The sequence below is a fragment of the Rhodococcus sp. 1163 genome (assembly GCF_002091985.1).
In the GTDB taxonomy this organism is placed as follows: domain Bacteria; phylum Actinomycetota; class Actinomycetes; order Mycobacteriales; family Mycobacteriaceae; genus Rhodococcoides.
Genome location: NZ_MKKX01000003.1, coordinates 17,316 through 35,368, shown reverse-complemented (window position 1 = coordinate 35,368; position 18,053 = coordinate 17,316). Strand labels below are relative to the sequence as shown.

The following is an 18,053-nucleotide window of genomic DNA, read 5'->3' as shown; positions in this document are numbered from 1 at the left end:
CCGTCAAAGATATGACGTACATCACAGCTACCGCGCCAGTCGAGCTCAGGACCGGGAGTACTCGCTCAGTGGACAGTCATAAACTCGAACCCGTGACGGAACCGGGCACCCGAGCCGAACGCAAGGAACGCACCAAGCAGGCGCTCATGGACGGCACTCTCGAACTGCTGAGAGATCGCTCCTTCGCAAGCGTGAGTCTGCGTGAGGTTGCTCGATCTGCGGGGATCGTTCCGACTGCGTTCTATCGCCACTTCGCATCGATGGACGATTTGGGTGTCGCCCTGGTAGAGGATTCGATGCGAATGCTGCGACAGATGTTGCGCGATGCGCGGAAGGATCCGAGCGTCAAGAATGCGGCCGAGTCGTTCGCGATCCTGGTTAGGCAGATGCGCAGCCACGAGGAGCAGTTCCGGTTCCTCTCGCGCGAACGATACGGCGGCGTCACCGCAGTACGACAAGCATTCGCGACCGAACTGCGGATGTTCGTCAGCGAGCTGACCGTCGACCTCGCCCGCATGCCAGGTCTTTCGACCTGGGATGTTGCCGACTTGGAGATGGCCGCGGACCTTATCGTCTCCACTATGTTGACCGCGACGGTAGGCCTGTTGGAGATCGACCGCCCAGGCAGCCAGAAAGAACAAGAACTGGTGCGCCGCACCGAGCAGCAAGTCCGGCTCATCGTGCTCGGCATGGGATCGTGGAATCCGCGACACCGAGCGGAAGGAAACCGATGACCATGGAGACCATCACGATCGACGACCTCGTCTTCGACGTCCGGGTCGAGGGTCCCGACGATGGAACACCTGTCGTCCTGCTGCATGGGTTTCCGCAGTCATCGCTCTCCTGGAAAGAGGTAACCCCTCGCCTGCACACCGCTGGCATCCGGACACTCGCCCCCGACCAGCGCGGGTACTCCCCCGGAGCGAGGCCGTCGGATGTCGCGGAATACACCTCGGACAAACTTGTCGCCGATGTTCTCGGGTTGCTCGACGCGGTCGATCTCGAGTCGGCACACATCGTCGGCCACGACTGGGGTGCGGCCGTGGCATGGCAGCTGGCCGCCCGACATCCCGAGCGCGTACGTTCCCTCACTGCGGTCTCGGTGCCGCACACGGCCGCGTTCGGTTGGGCTCTGCGCGAAGACGAGGATCAGAAGGCGCGCTCGAGCTATATGCAATTGCTTCGCATCGAGGGAAAAGCCGAACAAGTACTCCTGGAGCACGACGCCGCTCGATTGCGTGCCATGTTCGGCAGCAGCTGTGCTGTCGACAGCTATGTCGAGCACCTCAGCGGACCGGGCGCTCTGACTGCAGCCCTCAATTGGTACCGCGCGATGACGAGCGACTTCGGTCGTCTCGAATCCGTCCAGGTCCCCACCACATATGTGTGGAGCAATCACGATTCTGCGATCGGCCGCGCCGCGGCGGAACGTTGCGCAGAGTTCGTCGACGCCGACTACACCTTCGTCGAACTGGACGGCATCTCGCACTGGGTACCCGAGGAAGCTCCCGAGCGGCTCGCGGACGAGATCCGTGCACGCATCGTCTCTAGTTAGACCTTGTCCGGCGCCTTCACTGCCAGTAGCGCCCCGAGGCCGAGCGCGAGAACCACGAGCAGACCACCGATCCCCGCACGGTCCGAGTCGAATAGCCATACGAAGAGTCCGAACAAGGTCGGCGCAAGGAACGACACTGCTCGGCCCGTCGTAGCGTAGAGGCCGAAGAATTGTCCTTCCCGCCCTGGCGGGGCCAGTCGCGCCAGGTATGTGCGGGAGGAAGACTGCGCTGGTCCGACGAACAGGCACAGGACGAGACCGAAAACCCAGAACATCAATGGCCCGGACACGAAGAGCAGCACGACGCCCGCGAAGATCATCGACGCGAGCGAGACGACGATGACCGTTTTCGGGCCTACCCTGTCGTCGAACCGTCCAGCACTGATCGCCCCGAGTCCGGCGACCACGTTGGCCGCGACGCCGAACAACAACACATCGGCCGTCCCGATGCCGTACACGCTCACTGCGAGAACCGCACCGAAGGTGAAGACCCCGGCCAGACCGTCCCGGAACAACGCACTTGCGGCAAGAAAATAGACACTGCGCCGATCCACCGTCCACAGTTCGCCGAGATCCCGAAACAGCACCTTGTAGGACTCGGCAATTCCTGCCTTGGCGGCGTCCGGATCTGCACCCGTCGGCGGCAGTTCCGGCACCGCCAGGAAAACCGGAATGGCCGATACGGCGAACCATACGGCCGCAAGAAGGGCAACGAAACGGATGTTCAGCCCGCCGTCGGTCGTCAGACCGAACAGTCCTCGAGTGTCTCCGTCGCCGGTGATGAAACCGAAGTAGCAGATCAGCAGCAGCACGATGCCACCGAAATAACCCATGGACCAACCGAATCCGGAGACCCGGCCGATGTTCTGCGGCGTCGAGACCTGGCGAAGCATCGAGTTGTACGGAACGCTGGCAAGTTCGAAGAGAATCGAACCGAAAGCCAGCAGTACCAAACCGAGCCACAGATAGTGGTAGTCGTCCTTCACGAAGAACAGGCCCACCATGCTGAGGACGGTCAGACCTGTCAGGATTCCGAGGGACCGCTTTCTTCGCCCTCGGGCGTCGAACCGCTGCCCGGAGATCGGGGCCAGGACGGCAATGACGACCCCAGCCAGGCCGATCGACCAACTGAACCACGACGTCGCCGAAATGGAACCCGGCAAGTCATCGCCGACCGCGTCGGTCAGGTAGACCGAGAACACGAAGGTCAGGATCACGGCATTGAACGCGGCCGATCCCCAATCCCATATCCCCCAGGCGAATACCTGCTTTTGGGTCGTCGCGACGCCGACGACGGCGGCATTCGCCTGTTCACTCATAGCGGAAGCCTAGGCGAGCAATCCTCGTCGGGCGTCCCACTCGGGTATCGAGTCGACGTGCGACTTCCGACCGAGAGCGCCCGTTATGCACCTAGTTGCATAAGCACTTCGTTGCATACATACTTTGCTGCGTGGCACTCGAACACGCACTCCTCGTTTCCCTCACCGAGCTGTCGGGGTCGGGGTACGAACTCGCGCGCCGATTCGACAAGTCGATCGGCTTCTTCTGGAGTGCGACGCATCAGCAGATCTACCGAGTACTGACGCGAATGGACGGCGCCGGTTGGGTGGTATGCACCGCGGTGGCTCAGCAAGGACGACCTGACAAGAAGGTCTATTCCGTCAGTGCCGAAGGTAAGGCGGAACTCGACAGGTGGATCGCCGAGCCGACCGACCCGGCGGTTCTCCGAGACGAGTTGGCTGTGAAGATCCGCGGCGCCGCCCTCGGTGACATCGCGGCATTGAAGGTGGAGGTACGACGCCATCGCGACGTGCATCTCGAGCGCCTGCAGTTGTATCGATTGATCGAAAAACGTGATTTTCCCGCTCCTGCAGGTCTTGCCGGAGCGGCCTTGCACCAGTACCTGGTGCTCCGCGGTGGAATTCGAGTCGAGGAAGGCTTTGCCGAATGGTGCGAAGAAGTGTTGGAGAAGCTGTGAGCACAACCGGTCGGTATCCAATCCTGTTGTCTCCGTTGAAGGTCGGCACGACGACGTTGAAGAACCGCGTCATCATGGGATCGATGCATACCGGGCTCGAGGACCGCGGTCGCGACACCGCCCGGCTCGCCGAGTATTTCGCCGAGCGCGCCAGAGGTGGCGTCGCACTGATCATCACCGGTGGATATGCACCGAACCGAACCGGCTGGCTGTTGCCGTTCGGGGCCAAACTCACCAACCGGATCGAAGCCCGACGGCACCGACGCATCACCGACGCAGTGCATCGTGAAGGTGGGAAGATCGCCCTGCAAATCCTGCACGCCGGCCGCTATTCTTACCAGCCCTTCTCCGTATCGGCGTCGTCGATCAAGGCTCCTATCAACCCATTTCGACCGAGAAGACTATCCTCTCGCGGGGTTCGATGGCAGATCCGCAACTACGTACGCTGCGCGAGACTGGCACAGTCGGCGGGGTACGACGGGGTCGAAATCATGGGCGGCGAAGGCTATTTCATCAACCAGTTCCTCTCCGAGCGAACCAATCGTCGCGGCGACGAATGGGGCGGCAGCCCGGAGAATCGCCGACGGATTGCTGTGGAGATAGCAAAGAAGATACGCGCTGCAGTGGGTGCGGACTTCCTGGTCGTGTTCCGCCTGTCGATGGCCGATCTGGTCGAGCGCGGGCAGAGCTGGGACGACATCGTCGCACTCGCGCAGGAGCTCGAGCGGGTCGGCGTCGACATGATCAGTACCGATATCGGATGGCACGAATCGCGGGTCCCGACCATTGTCACCTCGGTACCGCGCGCCGCATTCGTCGACATCACGGGAAAACTCGACAAACACGTCGGAATCCCGGTGGCCGCATCCAATCGCATCAACATGCCGGAGACAGCCGAAGCGATTCTCGCGCGCGGGGACGCCGAGCTGATCTCGATGGCCAGGCCGATGCTCGCCGACCCGTTCTGGGTGCGCAAGGCCGAAGCCGACGCTCCCGGCAGCATCAACACGTGCATCGCGTGCAACCAAGCGTGCCTCGACCACGCGTTCGCTCGCAAGACAGTCTCGTGCCTGGTCAATCCCCGAGCCGGGCGCGAGGTCGAATTGCAGTTGCTCCCCGCACGAAGGACGAAGAAAATCGCCGTCGTCGGGGCCGGGCCCGCAGGGTTGTCCGCGGCTCTCGAATCGGCGCGACGTGGCCACGAAGTCAGTCTCTTCGAGTCACGCCCGCAACTCGGCGGGCAATTCGGCATCGCCGCGCTCATCCCCGGCAAAGAAGAGTTCGCCGAGACGATTCGGTACTTCACCACCTCACTCCACGAGCAGAACGTTGCGATACACCTCGGCCGCACAGTCACCGGAGCCGAACTCCTCGCCGGTGGCTACGACGACGTGGTCATAGCCACCGGCGTGGTCCCGCGAATCCCGTCCATCCCGGGCATCGACCATCCGTCGGTCCTGTCCTACGCCGAGGTCGTCGAAGAGGGCATGCCCGTCGGTAAGAGGGTGGCCGTGATCGGTGCAGGCGGTATCGGCGTCGACATATCGGAGTTCCTGACCACCGACGCTTCGCCGACGCTCGATGTGAAGGAGTGGAAGCAGGAGTGGGGCGTGACCGAACCCGAGGCCGCGCCCGGTGCGCTGACGACCCCGATTCCGGCCGCGTCTCCCCGCGAGGTGTATCTGCTGCAACGTAAGAGCGGAAAGATCGGGGCCGGACTGGGCAAGACGACCGGCTGGGTCCACCGCGCAGCATTGAAGGCCAAGGGCGTGCACGAACTCTCGGGCGTCAACTACGAACGTATCGACGACGACGGGCTACATATTTCCTTCGGTGAGAAGCACGAACGGCCTCGCATTCTCGAGGTGGATTCCATCGTTGTCTGCGCAGGCCAGGAGTCAGTCCGTGACCTGGTAGACGAATTGGCCGCATCGGCTATGAAGACGCACGTCATCGGGGGCGCGGACCTCGCCACCGAACTCGACGCCAAACGCGCAATCGAGCAGGCCACCCGGCTTGCGATGAGTATCTGATCGGGCGAGGACGTCGCTGCGCTAGCCTGTCTCACCGTGAGCCTGCCCAGTCCTTCCCCTGATGCCCGCGCCGTCGTCACCGGCGCCTCCTCCGGAATCGGAGAGGCCCTGGCCACCGAGTTGGCGAGGCGAGGGCACTCGCTTGTCGTCGTTGCTCGTCGGGGTGAGTTGCTCGAAGCCCTCGCAACGAAACTTCGCGCCGATCACGGCGTGACGGTCGAGGTTCGCGTCGTCGATCTCGCGGATCGTGTTGCTCGTGCGTCCCTGTCGACCGAGCTGTCCGGACGGCCGATCAGCATCCTGTGCAACAACGCAGGAATAGCGACATTCGGCCCTCTTGCGCAGCTGGACCCTCAGTACGAGCGCGATCAGGTCGAGCTCAACACCGTTGCGGTGCATGATCTTACGCTCGCCGTCCTGCCCGGAATGATCGCGCGCGGAAGCGGCGGGATTCTCATGACCGGTTCAGCCGCGGGCAACATGGCAATACCGAACAACGCCACCTATGCGGCCTCGAAGGCCTTCGTCAACACGTTCTCCGAATCCCTGCGCCTCGAACTCAAGGACAGCGGAGTGCACGTCACGCTTCTGGCCCCCGGACCCGTCCGCACCGAAACACCCGATCCCGCCGACGCGTCCATCGTCGACAAGCTCGTCCCGGATTTCCTGTGGATCGACAGCACCTACACCGCGAAGTTGTCGCTCGATTCGCTCGCCACGAACAAAATGCGCGTAGTGCCGGGAGTCCTCAGCAAGGCCATGTCCGTTGCAGGCCAATACAGCCCTCGTGCTATTTCCGCTCCGATCATCGGAGGCTTCTACAAGAAGCTCGGCGGGTAGAGGGCAGCGCCGACAACGATGCCGGACGTCAGCGCTTACGCCGCCGCCCGGTACCGAAGATGCTCCGCGATATCTCGCGGCCTGCCGCGGACGCCGCAGATCGTAGGAAGCTCTTCACCGCCGGATTGTCCATGATGCGCTCGGCAGCCGACGGCCCTTGCGGTTCCACGCGCGGCAAGTCCGGTAGGTCCACCGGGAGCGGCGGTATGTCCAGGACCGGGTCCGTGTTCGGGGCGTCGGACACGCGCGCTTGCAAGCGTTCGTAGGCGGAGTCGCGGTCGATCGTCGCACCGTATTTCGAGCTCAGCGTGCTGGCTGCGGCGGAGGCCGAGATCGCGTCGTTGCCGATAGTGTCCATCAGTGAACGCGGTGGACGAATCTTTGTCCATGCCACCGGCGTCGGGGCACCTTTCTCGGAAAGCACAGTCACAATCGCTTCGCCGGTACCGAGTGAAGTGAGGGCCTTCTCGAGGTCGTAGACGTCGGTGGTGGGATAGGTCCGGACAGTCTTGTTCAAAGCCTTCTGATCGTCTGGTGTGAACGCGCGCAACGCATGCTGAATTCGTGCCCCGAGCTGAGACAGGACCTCGTTGGGAATGTCCGTCGGTAGTTGGGTGCAGAAGATCACGCCGACACCCTTGGATCTGATCAGCTTGACGGTCTGTTCGACCTGTTCGAGGAACGCCTTGGACGCGTCGGCAAACAGCAGGTGCGCCTCGTCGAAAATAAAGACCAGTTTGGGCTTGTCGATGTCCCCCACTTCGGGCAACGTCTGGAACAAGTCGGCGAGAACCCACATCAAAAATGTGGAGAACATGACCGGTCGCGACGCCTGGGCACCCAGTTCGAACAGGGTCACAATCCCTTTGCCGTCGCCGTCGACACGCAGCAGGTCCTCGGTCTGAAGTTCGGGTTCACCGAAGAAGGTGTCGCCGCCGTCGGCCTCGAGATTGACGAGCTCGCGCAGGATGACTCCGGCAGTCGCCGTCGAGACTCCACCGATGCCCTTCAGATCGGCCTTGCCTTCGGCCGAGGTGAGGTGTGTGATGACCGATCGCAGATCCTTGAGATCGAGCAGCGCCAACCCCTGTTTGTCGGCCCAGTGAAAAATGAGCCCCAGGGTGGACTCCTGAGTCTTGTTCAGTTCCAGCACTTTACTGAGCAAGATCGGCCCGAAAGCTGTGATCGTTGCACGGACCGGGACACCGATGCCACCGGTTCCGAGGGAGAGGAACTCCACGGGGTAGCCGGTGGGTATCCAGTCCGATTCCCCGCAGTCGACGGCACGGCTGCGTATCTTCTCGTTGTCTGCTCCCGGTGCCGACAATCCCGAGAGATCACCTTTCACGTCGGCCATCACCACTGGAACTCCCGCGGCGGAGAGCTGTTCGGCGATGCCCTGAAGGGTCTTCGTCTTGCCGGTACCCGTGGCGCCGGCGACAAGGCCATGACGATTGAGTGTCGCCAGAGGAATCGCGATGCGAGCGGACGGGTCGCTGACGCCGTCGAGCATCACCGATCCCAGCTCGAGCACTGCGCCGTGCGATGCGTAGCCCGCCGCGATCGAGGAGGTCACGCCCCCCGACGGGGATGTCCCGGTCGCGCCTGCTGCTGCCTCCGCGTCGATCGCTTCCTTTTCGGCGGCATCCGCTGCTGCGGCAGCCTCGCGAGCGATTCGGGCTGCTTCGAGTGCGACGGCTTTGGCTGCCTTCGCCTTCTCTGCAGGCGTCGACGGCAACCCACCGCCCGCCGAATTCGGATCGACCGTCATCTTCCGTCCTCCTTGACACAGCTCATCTCGCAGTTGATCACCACCGCAAACCTTAGTGGTGACGAGGCCCGCACTAGGGTGTGTCTGGTGCAGGACAAACTTGTGTGGATCGATTGTGAAATGACCGGGCTGGACTTGTCGAAGGACAAGCTCATCGAGATTGCGGCGCTCGTCACCGACAGCGAATTGAACGTACTGGGCGACGGTGTCGACATCGTCATTCATGCCGACGACGACGCGCTGGCCGGGATGCCGGACGTGGTGAAGAAGATGCATGCCAAATCCGGATTGACCGAGGAGGTGCGTGCATCTTCGGTCACGCTGGAAGAGGCGCAGCGTCAGGTACTCGCGTACATCCGCGAGCATGTCCCCGTTGCCGGGACAGTGCCCTTGGCCGGAAATTCGATCGGCACCGATCGCGGCTTCATCGCACGCGATATGGGTGACCTCGATACCTACCTCCACTACCGAATGATCGATGTCAGTTCTATAAAGGAACTCGCCCGTCGGTGGTACCCGCGCATCTACTTCGGTCAGCCGACCAAAGGTCTGGCCCACCGCGCGTTGGCAGACATCGAAGAGTCCATCAAGGAACTGAAGTACTACCGCCAGACCGTGTTCGTGGCGCCTCCTGGGCCCTCTACCAGCGATATTGCTGCAGTTGTAGAGGGACTCGACACGCAGTCCTGATACCGATTGGCAACCAACGATTCGAACCGCTAGTATTGTCATCGCTGCTGAAACAGAACCCGCGAGGGTTCGGTCCGGTAGCTATGGTGGGTGTAGTTCAGCTGGTAGAGCACCAGGTTGTGATCCTGGGTGTCGCGGGTTCGAGTCCCGTCACTCACCCCATAGAAGCAAGAAAGCCGGTCTCCACACGGAGGCCGGCTTTCTTGTGCGTTCTGCACCCCTGCTCTCGGCGCACGTCACGAAGTCGCGGCGGAAGTGCATCGAACGAGTAGCGAATTACGTTGTTGTAATTCAACTTTCGAGTGTCGCATGGGGTTCATGTGACGTACGGTTGCAAATGGCACTTTTGGGGAAGAAAAGTACCAACGTGAAAGCTGTGACTTGCACCGTTGATTCGACGCGCCCCCGAAACGCGCCACCCGTCGTTCGAAGCCCATCAGGGAATACCAGCCGGGCAGAGACTAGGAGGCAGTTGCAGTGGGTCGAAAAGTTCACAGAGCGATCGCGGGTTCGGTGTTGTCGGCGGCGTTGTGCATCGGTTCCGCAGGTCTGATCGATCCGGCCGTGGCCACGGCGCAGCCGACCATCGACCTGCCTGTACTCCCCATCCCTCAACCCGACGCTCAGCAGCGAGCAGCAATCCTCTCAGCCGTCCTCGACGCCACCGGCGTGCTGATCAACGAGGTCGCTGCGGTGATTCTCGATTCCGACTTCGGGCCCGCACCCGATGCGAGCACGCCGTCCGCTCCTGAAGTCGTTCTCGCGCCGCCGTCGGTCGGCTTGGGCGGGGCGATGCTGCCATTGCCCGCGCGCAGCTACGAACTCTCTTCCAACTACGGCAGCAGGAACAACCCGACCGGCAACGGTGGCCAATTCCACCAGGGTGTGGACTTCGCTGCCCCGTCGGGCACCCCGATCTACGCCGTGAACGGCGGAACCGTCGAACAAGCAGGTGACGCGGGAGACGGTTACGGCAATCTCGTGCGGGTCAAGAGCGGAAACACGGTGACCTATTACGGGCATCAATCCGCGATGAACGTCGGCGTCGGCGACACCGTTGCGCCCGGCGATCAGATCGGTGAGGTCGGCAGCACCGGTAACTCGACCGGACCCCATCTTCATTACGAGGTCAGAAACAACGGCTCGAGCATCGAACCGGTCGGCTACCTGAAAACGCTGGGAGTAGATCCAGCGAGGTACCAAAGCCTGGATGCACGCTGAGCCCATCGGGTGGGGGTGACGCCTGGTCAAGGGCGCCCCTGTCACATGGAGTTGGCGTTGCCGGCCTTCCAGTCACCCCAGGGGATGTTCCAGTCGCCGAGCCCGTCGGTACCGGACAGTGTGCCGCCGAGCGTGTTCTGCACGACGACGATGTCTCCACGCTTGGTGTTGTCGTAGACCCACTTCGCGTTCGCGGGACTGAGGTTGAGGCAACCGTGACTGGTGTTGGAGCTCCCCTGTTGGCCCACTGACCAGGGCGCAGAGTGGAAGAAGATACCGCTGTAGGACATACGGGTCGCCCAGTCGACGGGCGTGCGGTAACCGGAAGACGAATTCACCGGCACTCCATAGGTCGACGAGTCCATGACCAGGTGATCGAATCGGTCGCCGATGATGTAAACGCCGTTGTCGGTGGGGGTACTGTCCTTCCCCATCGAGGTGGGCATCGTCATGACGTTCTGTCCGTTGACCGAGAAAGTGACCTGCTTGGTGTTGTCGTCTGCGGTCGCGACCACGGCGTCACCGATCGTGAACGACGTCGACGAGTTCTCCTGGCCGTAGATGCCGTCACCGAGATCACGGCCGAAGACGTTGACGGCGACATCGATGCGAGTGCCGGACGCCCAGTAGTTCTGCGGACGCCACCGAACCTCTTTGCTGTTGACCCAATAGAACGCGCCTTCGACGGGAGGCGTCGTCGTGACTTGGATGGCGTTCTGCGCAGCGAGCTTGTCGGCGATCGGCTCGTCGAACTGCACCGCGACGGGCTGACCGATTCCGACGACCGCACCCTCGTTCGGCAATACGTATGCCTTGGTGAAGTTGCCGGGCTGATTGGTCGTGAAGTTGTTGACCGTGCGGGTCGCACCACCGATTCCGTACGCATCTGCTTGCACGCGATAACGGCTGCTGTACTGGAGCTGCTCGGTGTTGGACCAGGTCAGGCCGTCGGCAGAAAGGACGCCTTCGATCGGCACGCCGTCCGAATCCATCACCGTGACGTTCGCGAGCTTGCCGTCGGCGACAGAGACGGTCACCGGATCTGCGGGAGAGAATCCGACTGCACCATCGGCCACGCTGGAGCTCACCTTGGGCTTCATGAGTTCGGCAATCGGGTTGGAGTCGATCGGAGCGAGTGCGTCCGTCGAACCTGTGTTCGACGTCGTGCATCCGGACAGGACGATAGTTGCAGTCAACATCGAGACCGCGGCGGTCCCAATTCCGCGAGAGAACCTCATCACACGCTCCACTTCCACACACCGATTCGGGGCACGTACTCGGCCCGGCAGACACAATTGAATGCTTCCAGGTCACAGCTTGGCTATCCAATCGAAATGCCGCAGCTCGAGTAACGTTCGAATACCAATCGCGCGGTATCGGCTTCGTGTTACCTCACCGATCGCACCGGTGAGATCGGTGACGAATCACCAGTCAGCGCATTCGCATGTTGTCGTCGACGAGTGTGCCGTAACGCAACGAGGGAAGGTCTCTGAAATAGTTCATCCGCAGGCGCCACGGTGCAACCGAACCTTGCTTGGGAAAGGTGTCGACCGAACGCAGAACGTAGCCGGCAGCGAAATCCAGAAACGGTTCCTCCCCGACGGTTGCATCACGTTCGAGGCGGACCTCCCGGTAGCCGTTGGCGTCCATGTGTGCGAGGAGCCGCACGATGTAGTCGCACACCAGATCGGCCTTGAGCGTCCAGGAGGCATTGGTGTACCCGATGACGAAGGCGAAGTTCGGCACATCGGTGAGCATCATGCCCTTGTAGGCCATCGACTCGGTGATGTCGATCTGCTTGCCGTCGACCCGCAGGGCGACGTTGCCGAGGGCGACGAGATTGAGACCCGTCGCAGTGATGACGATGTCGGCGTCGAGATTCTCCCCGGACGTCAGCGCGATCCCGTTCTCGGTGAAGCGCTCGATGTGGTCGGTGACGACGTCTACCTTTCCCTCTCCGATGGCCGTGAACAGATCACTGTCGGGAACGAGGCAGAGCCGTTGATCCCAGGGATCGTATTTCGGTGTGAAGTGGGTGTCGAGATCGTAGCCTTCGGGCAACCAGCCCTCCTGAAGCTTGCGAATCCGTCCCTTCATGAAATTCGGGTAGCGCTGACACAGCACGTACATCCCGATCGAGGTGACGGCGTTCTTCATTCGAGTGACCCCATAGGCCACACGTGACGGCAAGTACTTGCGCAACGCCAGCGCAATCGGATCCTTCGACGGCAACGACATGATGTAGCTGGGTGAGCGCTGGAGCAGCGTCACGTGCTCGGCGTCACGGGCAAGGGTCGGCGCCAGGGTGATAGCCGTGGCACCGCTACCGATCACGACGATCTTCTTGCCGGCGTAGTCCAAATCCTCCGGCCACAACTGCGGATGCACGACGGTTCCGCCGAAGTCTTCGAGGCCCTCGAAATCCGGCGTGAACCCCTTGCTGTAGTCGTAGTATCCGCTGCAACACATCAAGAACGAGGCGGTGAACACGGCAACTTCGCCTGATTCACCCACCTTCGCCTCGACCGTCCATGTCGAGGTCGCAGTGGACCATTCGGCCGACACCACTGTGTGATGAAACCGAATGTGTCGGTCGATACCCGCTTCACGCGCCGTGTCCTCGATGTACTCGCGGATGGATGCGCCGTCGGCGATGGATTTGTCGCCCACCCAGGGGCGAAAGTTGTAGCCGAGGGTGTACATGTCCGAGTCGGATCGAATCCCCGGATACCTGAACAGATCCCACGTTCCGCCGATCGCCCCACGACTCTCGAGAACGGCATAGCTCTTGTGTGGCAGGGTGGACCGAAGATGATGCGCGGCACCGATTCCGGACAGGCCTGCGCCGATGATGAGGACGTCGACTGTCGTGGTCATCAGGAAATGTTCGCGAGCATAGTCATGGCAAGAACTCCATCGTGTGGTTCGGGCTCCCCCGGATCCGGGAACTTCGACGTGTCGCTTTTCATTCTGTCAGCGTCGCGGCGATACCGGGGCCTGCCAGATGCCCACCGTGGCGTCGATCAGATCGGTTCCGCAGTCGGCCCAGTTCGGTGGACGCTCGGGATGCTGTGCGAATTCGAGTTCTTTCTCGGCGCAGATATGCATCATCATATTTCGGGCCATGTCACTACGCGCTCGGCGCACCTCAGCCGGCAGATCCGGTAGGCATCGATGAAGGCCGACGAGGGTCTTCCTCAACGAGGAAGAAACCCCTGCCGTTTCGTACATCAGTGGCCGCAGCGTCGGATCGGTCATGATTTGGACTGCGCATCGTGCATACCAGCTGGGTTGGCCCAACGTCGCCAAGTGATCGGTGTACGGCGCGATGAGGCACGAGACCCAATCTCGAAGCCTTTCCGAATCCCCGTTTCGAAGCACGAGCGTGGTCCGATTCTCCTCGATCACGCCCGAGTGGCGTTCGACGATCGCGCGTACGAGGTCCGCCTTCGTACCGAAGTGGTATCCGACCGCCGCGTTGTTGCCTTGCCCCGCAGCCTCGCTCACCTGCCTGTTGGACACCGAATGAAGTCCATGCTCGGCATACAGTCGTTCTGCCATCAGCAAGATCGACTCACGCGTCCCCGCCGTGCGCGCTGAACGCACGCCGCTACTCGTCATCTCGGGGTCTACCCTTCGCTACCATTGCTTTTCGAACCGGACACACCTTCGAGTGAACTACCCCACTACCAATATTCAAGCACGTGTCTTACCGGAGTAGGTCACCCGCGCGACTGTAGTCTCGATTGCTTGCGATCTCACTGTCGTCAGGGCGCAGCGAATCCAGCGTCAGCCAAAACCTCTTGCCCCTCGGCGCTCATGACCAGGGCTTCGAACGCCTTCGCCGCCGCACTGTTCTGCGAATCCGACAGCACCGCAATCGGGTACGTGTTGACTGCACCGGACGACTCTTCGAAGGCGACCGAGGTGACCTTCTCACCCGCGCCCGACGCGTCGGTCACGTAGACCAGACCTGCGTCGGCCTGACCGGAGGTGACCTTGCCGAGGACGTCGGTGACGGACGACTCCTCGCTCACCGGGGCAATGTCTACTCCGGTCGCCTTCTCCACCTTCGTAGTCGCAGCGCCACATGGCACCTGAGGTGCACAGACGACAACTTTGTTGTCCTTGTCTGCGAGGTCGGCGAAGGAAGCGATGCCCTTCGGATTCCCGGGCGGGGTGACGATGATCAGCGTGTTCGTCGCGAAGTTCTCGGGGTCGCCGGAGATCAGGTTCGCATCGAGCGCCTTGGTCATGTTTGCGGTATCCGCGGAAGCAAAAACGTCTCCCGGTGCGCCCTGCGTCAACTGCGTGACCAGATCCGAGGAACCGGCAAAGTTGAACGCAACGTCGGCCCCGGGATGGGCTGCTTCGAACATGGTGCCGAGTTGAGTGAAGGTCGCCTTCAGCGACGCTGCTGCGAAGACGGTGAGGTCACCGCTGATGTCCTGCCCTGCCGGATCTGAAGCAGTGGATCCAGACTCCGGCGCCGTGGAATCACCACCACCACTCGAGCAGCCCGCAGCCAGTAATGCAGACATGGCGAGGACTGTTCCGAGTCGCCCGTAACTCTTCTTCACTTTCGCTCCCTCGATAGGCTTGTTCATAGTCCGCCAATGCGCATACGCGGACCAACACCTACCTTAGAGCAGCATCCGCGGAGAAAAGCTTGGGGTTGCTTCGCAGACGTAGATTGGCCAGAGCACTTCACGTCACAGCTTTCGCTGTTTCCGAGATGAGGGCGGCAGTGGTAGAAACCGATTCACCACCGTTCATCACAAATTCATGCCCGTCGATGCTGATCCGAATCGCCGGTGCACTGCTGGGGTTCGTCGTGACAGTGGTCGCTGCACCGTCGCACCGAATATGAACCCAGTGGTCGCGATAGCGGAGATCGAGTTCGAGTGATTGCAGCTCGATCGGCAATTGCGGATGGAGCCTCAGGGTGTCGCCTCGCACTTCGATTCCGGTATAGCAGCGCTGCAGGATGTCCACACTGCCCGCCATTGCGCCCAGGTGGATTCCCTCCCGGGTCGTTCCCTGTTGACTGTCGGCAAGATCGGCCGTGCACGACTCCCGCAGCATGTCCCAGGAGTCTCGACGGTTACCTCGTGCGAGCACCCAGGAGTGCGCGACTCTGCTCAAAGTCGAACCATGGGTCGTTCGAGCAAGGTAGTAGTCGACGGTTGCCGGAATCGTGCTCGGCTCGAAGTCGTACCCCATCCCCGAAAGCAGTTCGGTGAGCTCCTCCGCGGTGAACAGGTACAGCAGCATCAGAACATCGGCCTGCTTGGACACCTTGTAGTGAGCGCAGGAATCATTCTCGGCTTCGAGGATCAGATCGAGCCGGCCGATGTTTCCGTACCGTTGTCGGTAGTCATCGAGGTCGAGTTCGCGGAGTTCCCCGTACCCATGAAATTGTGCAAGCAATCCGTTGTCGAGAAACTCCACGCGCAGCCTGCATGCCAGGTTGTGCCATGCGTGAAGTTCCGACGAGCTGACATCGAGCCCAGTCCACAGGCCGACACCGCCGTCACGCCCGACGATTGCATAAGCGTCCAGCGCGCGTCGAATGCTCCACGAGGCCATCACGTTCACGTAGGTCGAATTGTCGATTCCCTCACCGGGATGACCGGGGTATCCATCGTGGAATTCGTCGGGTCCCATGACGCCCCGAATATCGAACCGATCGTCGTCGGCGTCCCACACTGCAAGGCTGGTCCAGAATCGTGCATTTTCGACCAACATCTCGGCTCCGTACGAGGCCAGGAAACCGAAGTCTGCTGTCACTTCCCAGTAGTGCCACGCGTTGTAGGCAACCGACAAACCGACATGGAATTGCCGATTGGAGTGATCGGGCATCCATCGTCCTGATCGTGGATTGAACAGCACGTGCGGCGTCTCCTCGCGACCGTCGCTGCCACTCTGCCACGGGAACAAGGCACCGCTACAGCCGATTTCACGTGCCCGGCGCTTCGCCTCGGACAGTCGTCGATAGCGATAGAGCAACAGAGATCTCGACAACTCTGGAATGCGCAGATTCAGTAGCGGCAGTACGAACAACTCGTCCCAGAAAATGTGCCCGCGATAGGCCTCCCCATGAAGGCCGCGCGCCGGAATCCCGACGTCGAGATCCACAGTGTGCGGAGACAGGCACTGGACGACATGAAAGAGCTGAAGTCGAACCGCTCGGACGGTCTCGTCGTCGGAGCATTCGACCTCGAGATCGTATCGATGCCACAACCGTTTCCATTGCCGTCGGTGGTCGTCGAGAAGCGCGGGGAAAGATCCCGATTCGTCGAGGCACGACAGTGCAGCGCTGAGCGGATCGGAGATGGCTCGATCACGGGAGCAATACAGTGCGACGATCGATGCTACTTGCACGCCGACGGCTTGTGTGACGTCAGCCGAGGTTTCCTGAAAGACGCTCGTCGGGGTGCTGGTTGCGCCGAGGACTGGAGCGGCAGAATCCATTCGGGCAGCGAGCGTGAGTGCGATCCGCGATTGCCGAGTATGCGCCTGGAGCCATACCTGATTCTTTGCCGCAGAACCTGTTTCGCATTCAGTCAGGTGAGCGTTGTTCAAAGCACGAAACTCGGCTACGTTGCCGTTGGTGACATCGCCGTCCAAGGTCGCGCGCACGGTGATCGTTCCGGTGTAGTTCTCCGGCTCGAGTCTGGTATCGAGCGCCGCCAGGTGCGGCGATGCCATGGACACGAACCGTATCTGCCGAAGCCAGGTGCGACGTCCTTGCGAATCTTCGAGGAGGCTTTCGCGTCGAAGAACGCCTTCTCTCATATCCAAGGCGATGTGGTGGTGTTGCAGAAGATGCTTGTCGCTGCTGAGCCATTCACCGTCGTCGATATTGAATGTGGTGCCCAGCCAGTTCGGCCAATTGACAATTGATTCGTCCTCGTAGTCGACGCCGCTGATCGTCGAGGTGAGTCTGTTGTAGCATCCGGCGAGATACGTACCCGGGTAGTGCACGCCGTCGGCGCTTGTCTCGGGCAGGGCACCACGGGTCGCGAAGTATCCATTCCCCAGGGTGCAGAGGCTCTCACGGATTCCCTCATTCGAGGCTATCGCGCCGCGGTAATGCAACACCCACTTCGATTCCGCGTCGGTGGAACACAACTCACAAGCACCGTTGTATTCAGCGGGACTGTCCGAACCGATGTCGATATCGAGTTCAGTGAGATCGCCGACAACCACCTCCGCATCCAACTCGACTGCCGCAGATGCCCGTTGAAGTCCGATGATCAGTCCGAACTTTCCGGCTTGCGCGCCTTGAATACCGGCCACCGCATCCTCCACGACGGCAGAAAACTCGGGTGCAACTCCGAGCCTGCGGGCTGCTTCGAGAAACAAGTCCGGCGCGGGCTTACCTGCCAGGCCTCGACGCAGTGCATCGGTGCCGTCGACCCGCACATCGAACAGTCCCCCGACGCCGGCAAGGGCCATCACCTCCCCCGCGTTCCTGCTGGCCGACACCACTGCTGTCGGAATGCCTGCAAGCCGCAGTTGACGAAGCACATCGATCGTTCCAGGAATCGTACGAACACCTTCGGAGGTCAACGTGCGGAGATAGTCTTCATTCTTTCGATCAGCCAACGCGCGAATGCTCCCCAGTGCCATATCACTGTGGGGAGTCTCGGGGTTGTGAGTCTCGGGGAGAGCCAGACCACGTGCGCGCGTGAATCCGCGAACAGCATCGAGTCGATCCCGCCCATCGATATAGACCCGGTAGTCCTCGTGCGTGAACGGGCGATCCCCCTGTCCAGCCGCAGCGAGCACTGCGTCGAACATGCTTTTCCATGCCCGCTCGTGAATCCCGGCCGTGTCGGTGACGACCCCGTCCAGATCGAACAACACAGCATCGATCCGGCGTCCCTGGATTCTCACGGCGACTCGATGCCCGAATCGACGGTCGCCATGCGGAACTCTATGGGGTGCCTGCTTTTTCCG

The 18,053-nt window shown here is 61.4% G+C and carries 14 protein-coding genes and 1 tRNA gene; 8 read left to right on the top strand and 7 right to left on the bottom strand.

All coding sequences use genetic code 11. The features are described 5' to 3' along the window. Positions 1-92 precede the first annotated feature (92 nt). Together BJD99_RS00165 and BJD99_RS00160 are read left to right on the top strand one after the other, a co-directional pair. On the top strand, positions 93-734 hold the full coding sequence (locus tag BJD99_RS00165; RefSeq protein WP_084344820.1) for a TetR family transcriptional regulator: 642 nt from the start codon (positions 93-95) through the stop codon (positions 732-734). Further along, entirely contained in the window at positions 731-1,555 is an 825-nt protein-coding gene (locus BJD99_RS00160) for an alpha/beta fold hydrolase (RefSeq protein WP_084344603.1), read from the top strand. The genes BJD99_RS00165 and BJD99_RS00160 overlap by 4 nt, the downstream gene beginning before the upstream one ends. Here BJD99_RS00160 and BJD99_RS00155 read toward each other — a convergent pair. Further along, the gene (locus BJD99_RS00155; protein ID WP_084344601.1) at positions 1,552-2,874 is read right to left on the bottom strand and encodes an MFS transporter; all 1,323 of its coding nucleotides are present in this window, start codon (positions 2,872-2,874) and stop codon (positions 1,552-1,554) included. The two genes, BJD99_RS00160 and BJD99_RS00155, sit on opposite strands and share 4 nt — an antisense overlap. A 131-nt stretch (positions 2,875-3,005) precedes the next feature. Between BJD99_RS00155 and BJD99_RS00150 the strand changes: the two genes are divergently transcribed. Genes BJD99_RS00150 through cmrA form a run of 3 tightly spaced genes read left to right on the top strand, consistent with a single transcriptional unit; the run spans position 3,006 to position 6,406 of the window. Continuing rightward, positions 3,006-3,533 (top strand): PadR family transcriptional regulator, encoded by a 528-nt coding sequence (locus tag BJD99_RS00150; protein WP_084344599.1) that lies wholly within the window; start codon positions 3,006-3,008, stop codon positions 3,531-3,533. Next, positions 3,530-5,566, top strand: a complete 2,037-nt coding sequence (locus BJD99_RS00145) for an NADPH-dependent 2,4-dienoyl-CoA reductase (protein ID WP_256895174.1) — start codon at positions 3,530-3,532, stop codon at positions 5,564-5,566. The genes BJD99_RS00150 and BJD99_RS00145 overlap by 4 nt, the downstream gene beginning before the upstream one ends. Before the next feature lie 36 nt (positions 5,567-5,602). Further along, positions 5,603-6,406: a mycolate reductase gene (cmrA, locus tag BJD99_RS00140; RefSeq protein ID WP_084344595.1), complete on the top strand. Its 804-nt coding sequence runs from the start codon at positions 5,603-5,605 to the stop codon at positions 6,404-6,406. A 28-nt stretch (positions 6,407-6,434) separates the two neighbouring features. On the opposite strand, the gene BJD99_RS00135 is transcribed toward cmrA, so the two are convergent. Next, positions 6,435-8,177, bottom strand: a complete 1,743-nt coding sequence (locus BJD99_RS00135; protein WP_084344593.1) for a helicase HerA-like domain-containing protein — start codon at positions 8,175-8,177, stop codon at positions 6,435-6,437. Between the two features lie 87 nt (positions 8,178-8,264). Between BJD99_RS00135 and orn the strand changes: the two genes are divergently transcribed. The 3 genes from orn to BJD99_RS00120 all read left to right on the top strand — a co-directional run bounded on the left by orn (position 8,265) and on the right by BJD99_RS00120 (position 10,088). Then, positions 8,265-8,867 carry an oligoribonuclease gene (gene orn, locus BJD99_RS00130; protein WP_084344818.1) on the top strand — a complete coding sequence of 201 codons (603 nt, stop codon included), beginning with the start codon at positions 8,265-8,267 and terminating at the stop codon, positions 8,865-8,867. Positions 8,868-8,953: 86 nt separating this feature from the next. Further along, a tRNA-His gene (locus tag BJD99_RS00125) sits at positions 8,954-9,029 on the top strand. Between the two features lie 315 nt (positions 9,030-9,344). Further along, positions 9,345-10,088 (top strand): M23 family metallopeptidase, encoded by a 744-nt coding sequence (locus BJD99_RS00120; RefSeq protein WP_084344591.1) that lies wholly within the window; start codon positions 9,345-9,347, stop codon positions 10,086-10,088. Positions 10,089-10,129: 41 nt separating this feature from the next. Here the strand turns inward: BJD99_RS00120 and BJD99_RS00115 are convergent, their stop codons facing one another. From BJD99_RS00115 to BJD99_RS00095, 5 genes are all read right to left on the bottom strand, one after another. Beyond that, positions 10,130-11,326 (bottom strand): Ig-like domain-containing protein, encoded by a 1,197-nt coding sequence (locus BJD99_RS00115; protein ID WP_084344816.1) that lies wholly within the window; start codon positions 11,324-11,326, stop codon positions 10,130-10,132. A gap of 193 nt (positions 11,327-11,519) precedes the next feature. Beyond that, positions 11,520-12,965 carry an NAD(P)/FAD-dependent oxidoreductase gene (locus tag BJD99_RS00110; RefSeq protein ID WP_084344589.1) on the bottom strand — a complete coding sequence of 482 codons (1,446 nt, stop codon included), beginning with the start codon at positions 12,963-12,965 and terminating at the stop codon, positions 11,520-11,522. A 96-nt stretch (positions 12,966-13,061) separates the two neighbouring features. Next, complete coding sequence (locus BJD99_RS00105; RefSeq protein ID WP_256895166.1) at positions 13,062-13,694, bottom strand: TetR/AcrR family transcriptional regulator; 633 nt, start codon at positions 13,692-13,694, stop codon at positions 13,062-13,064. Between the two features lie 161 nt (positions 13,695-13,855). Next, positions 13,856-14,668: a molybdate ABC transporter substrate-binding protein gene (gene modA / locus BJD99_RS00100; RefSeq protein WP_256895165.1), complete on the bottom strand. Its 813-nt coding sequence runs from the start codon at positions 14,666-14,668 to the stop codon at positions 13,856-13,858. 127 nt (positions 14,669-14,795) lie between these two features. Continuing rightward, entirely contained in the window at positions 14,796-17,990 is a 3,195-nt protein-coding gene (locus BJD99_RS00095) for an HAD-IA family hydrolase (protein ID WP_179142119.1), read from the bottom strand. Positions 17,991-18,053: the final 63 nt, after the last annotated feature.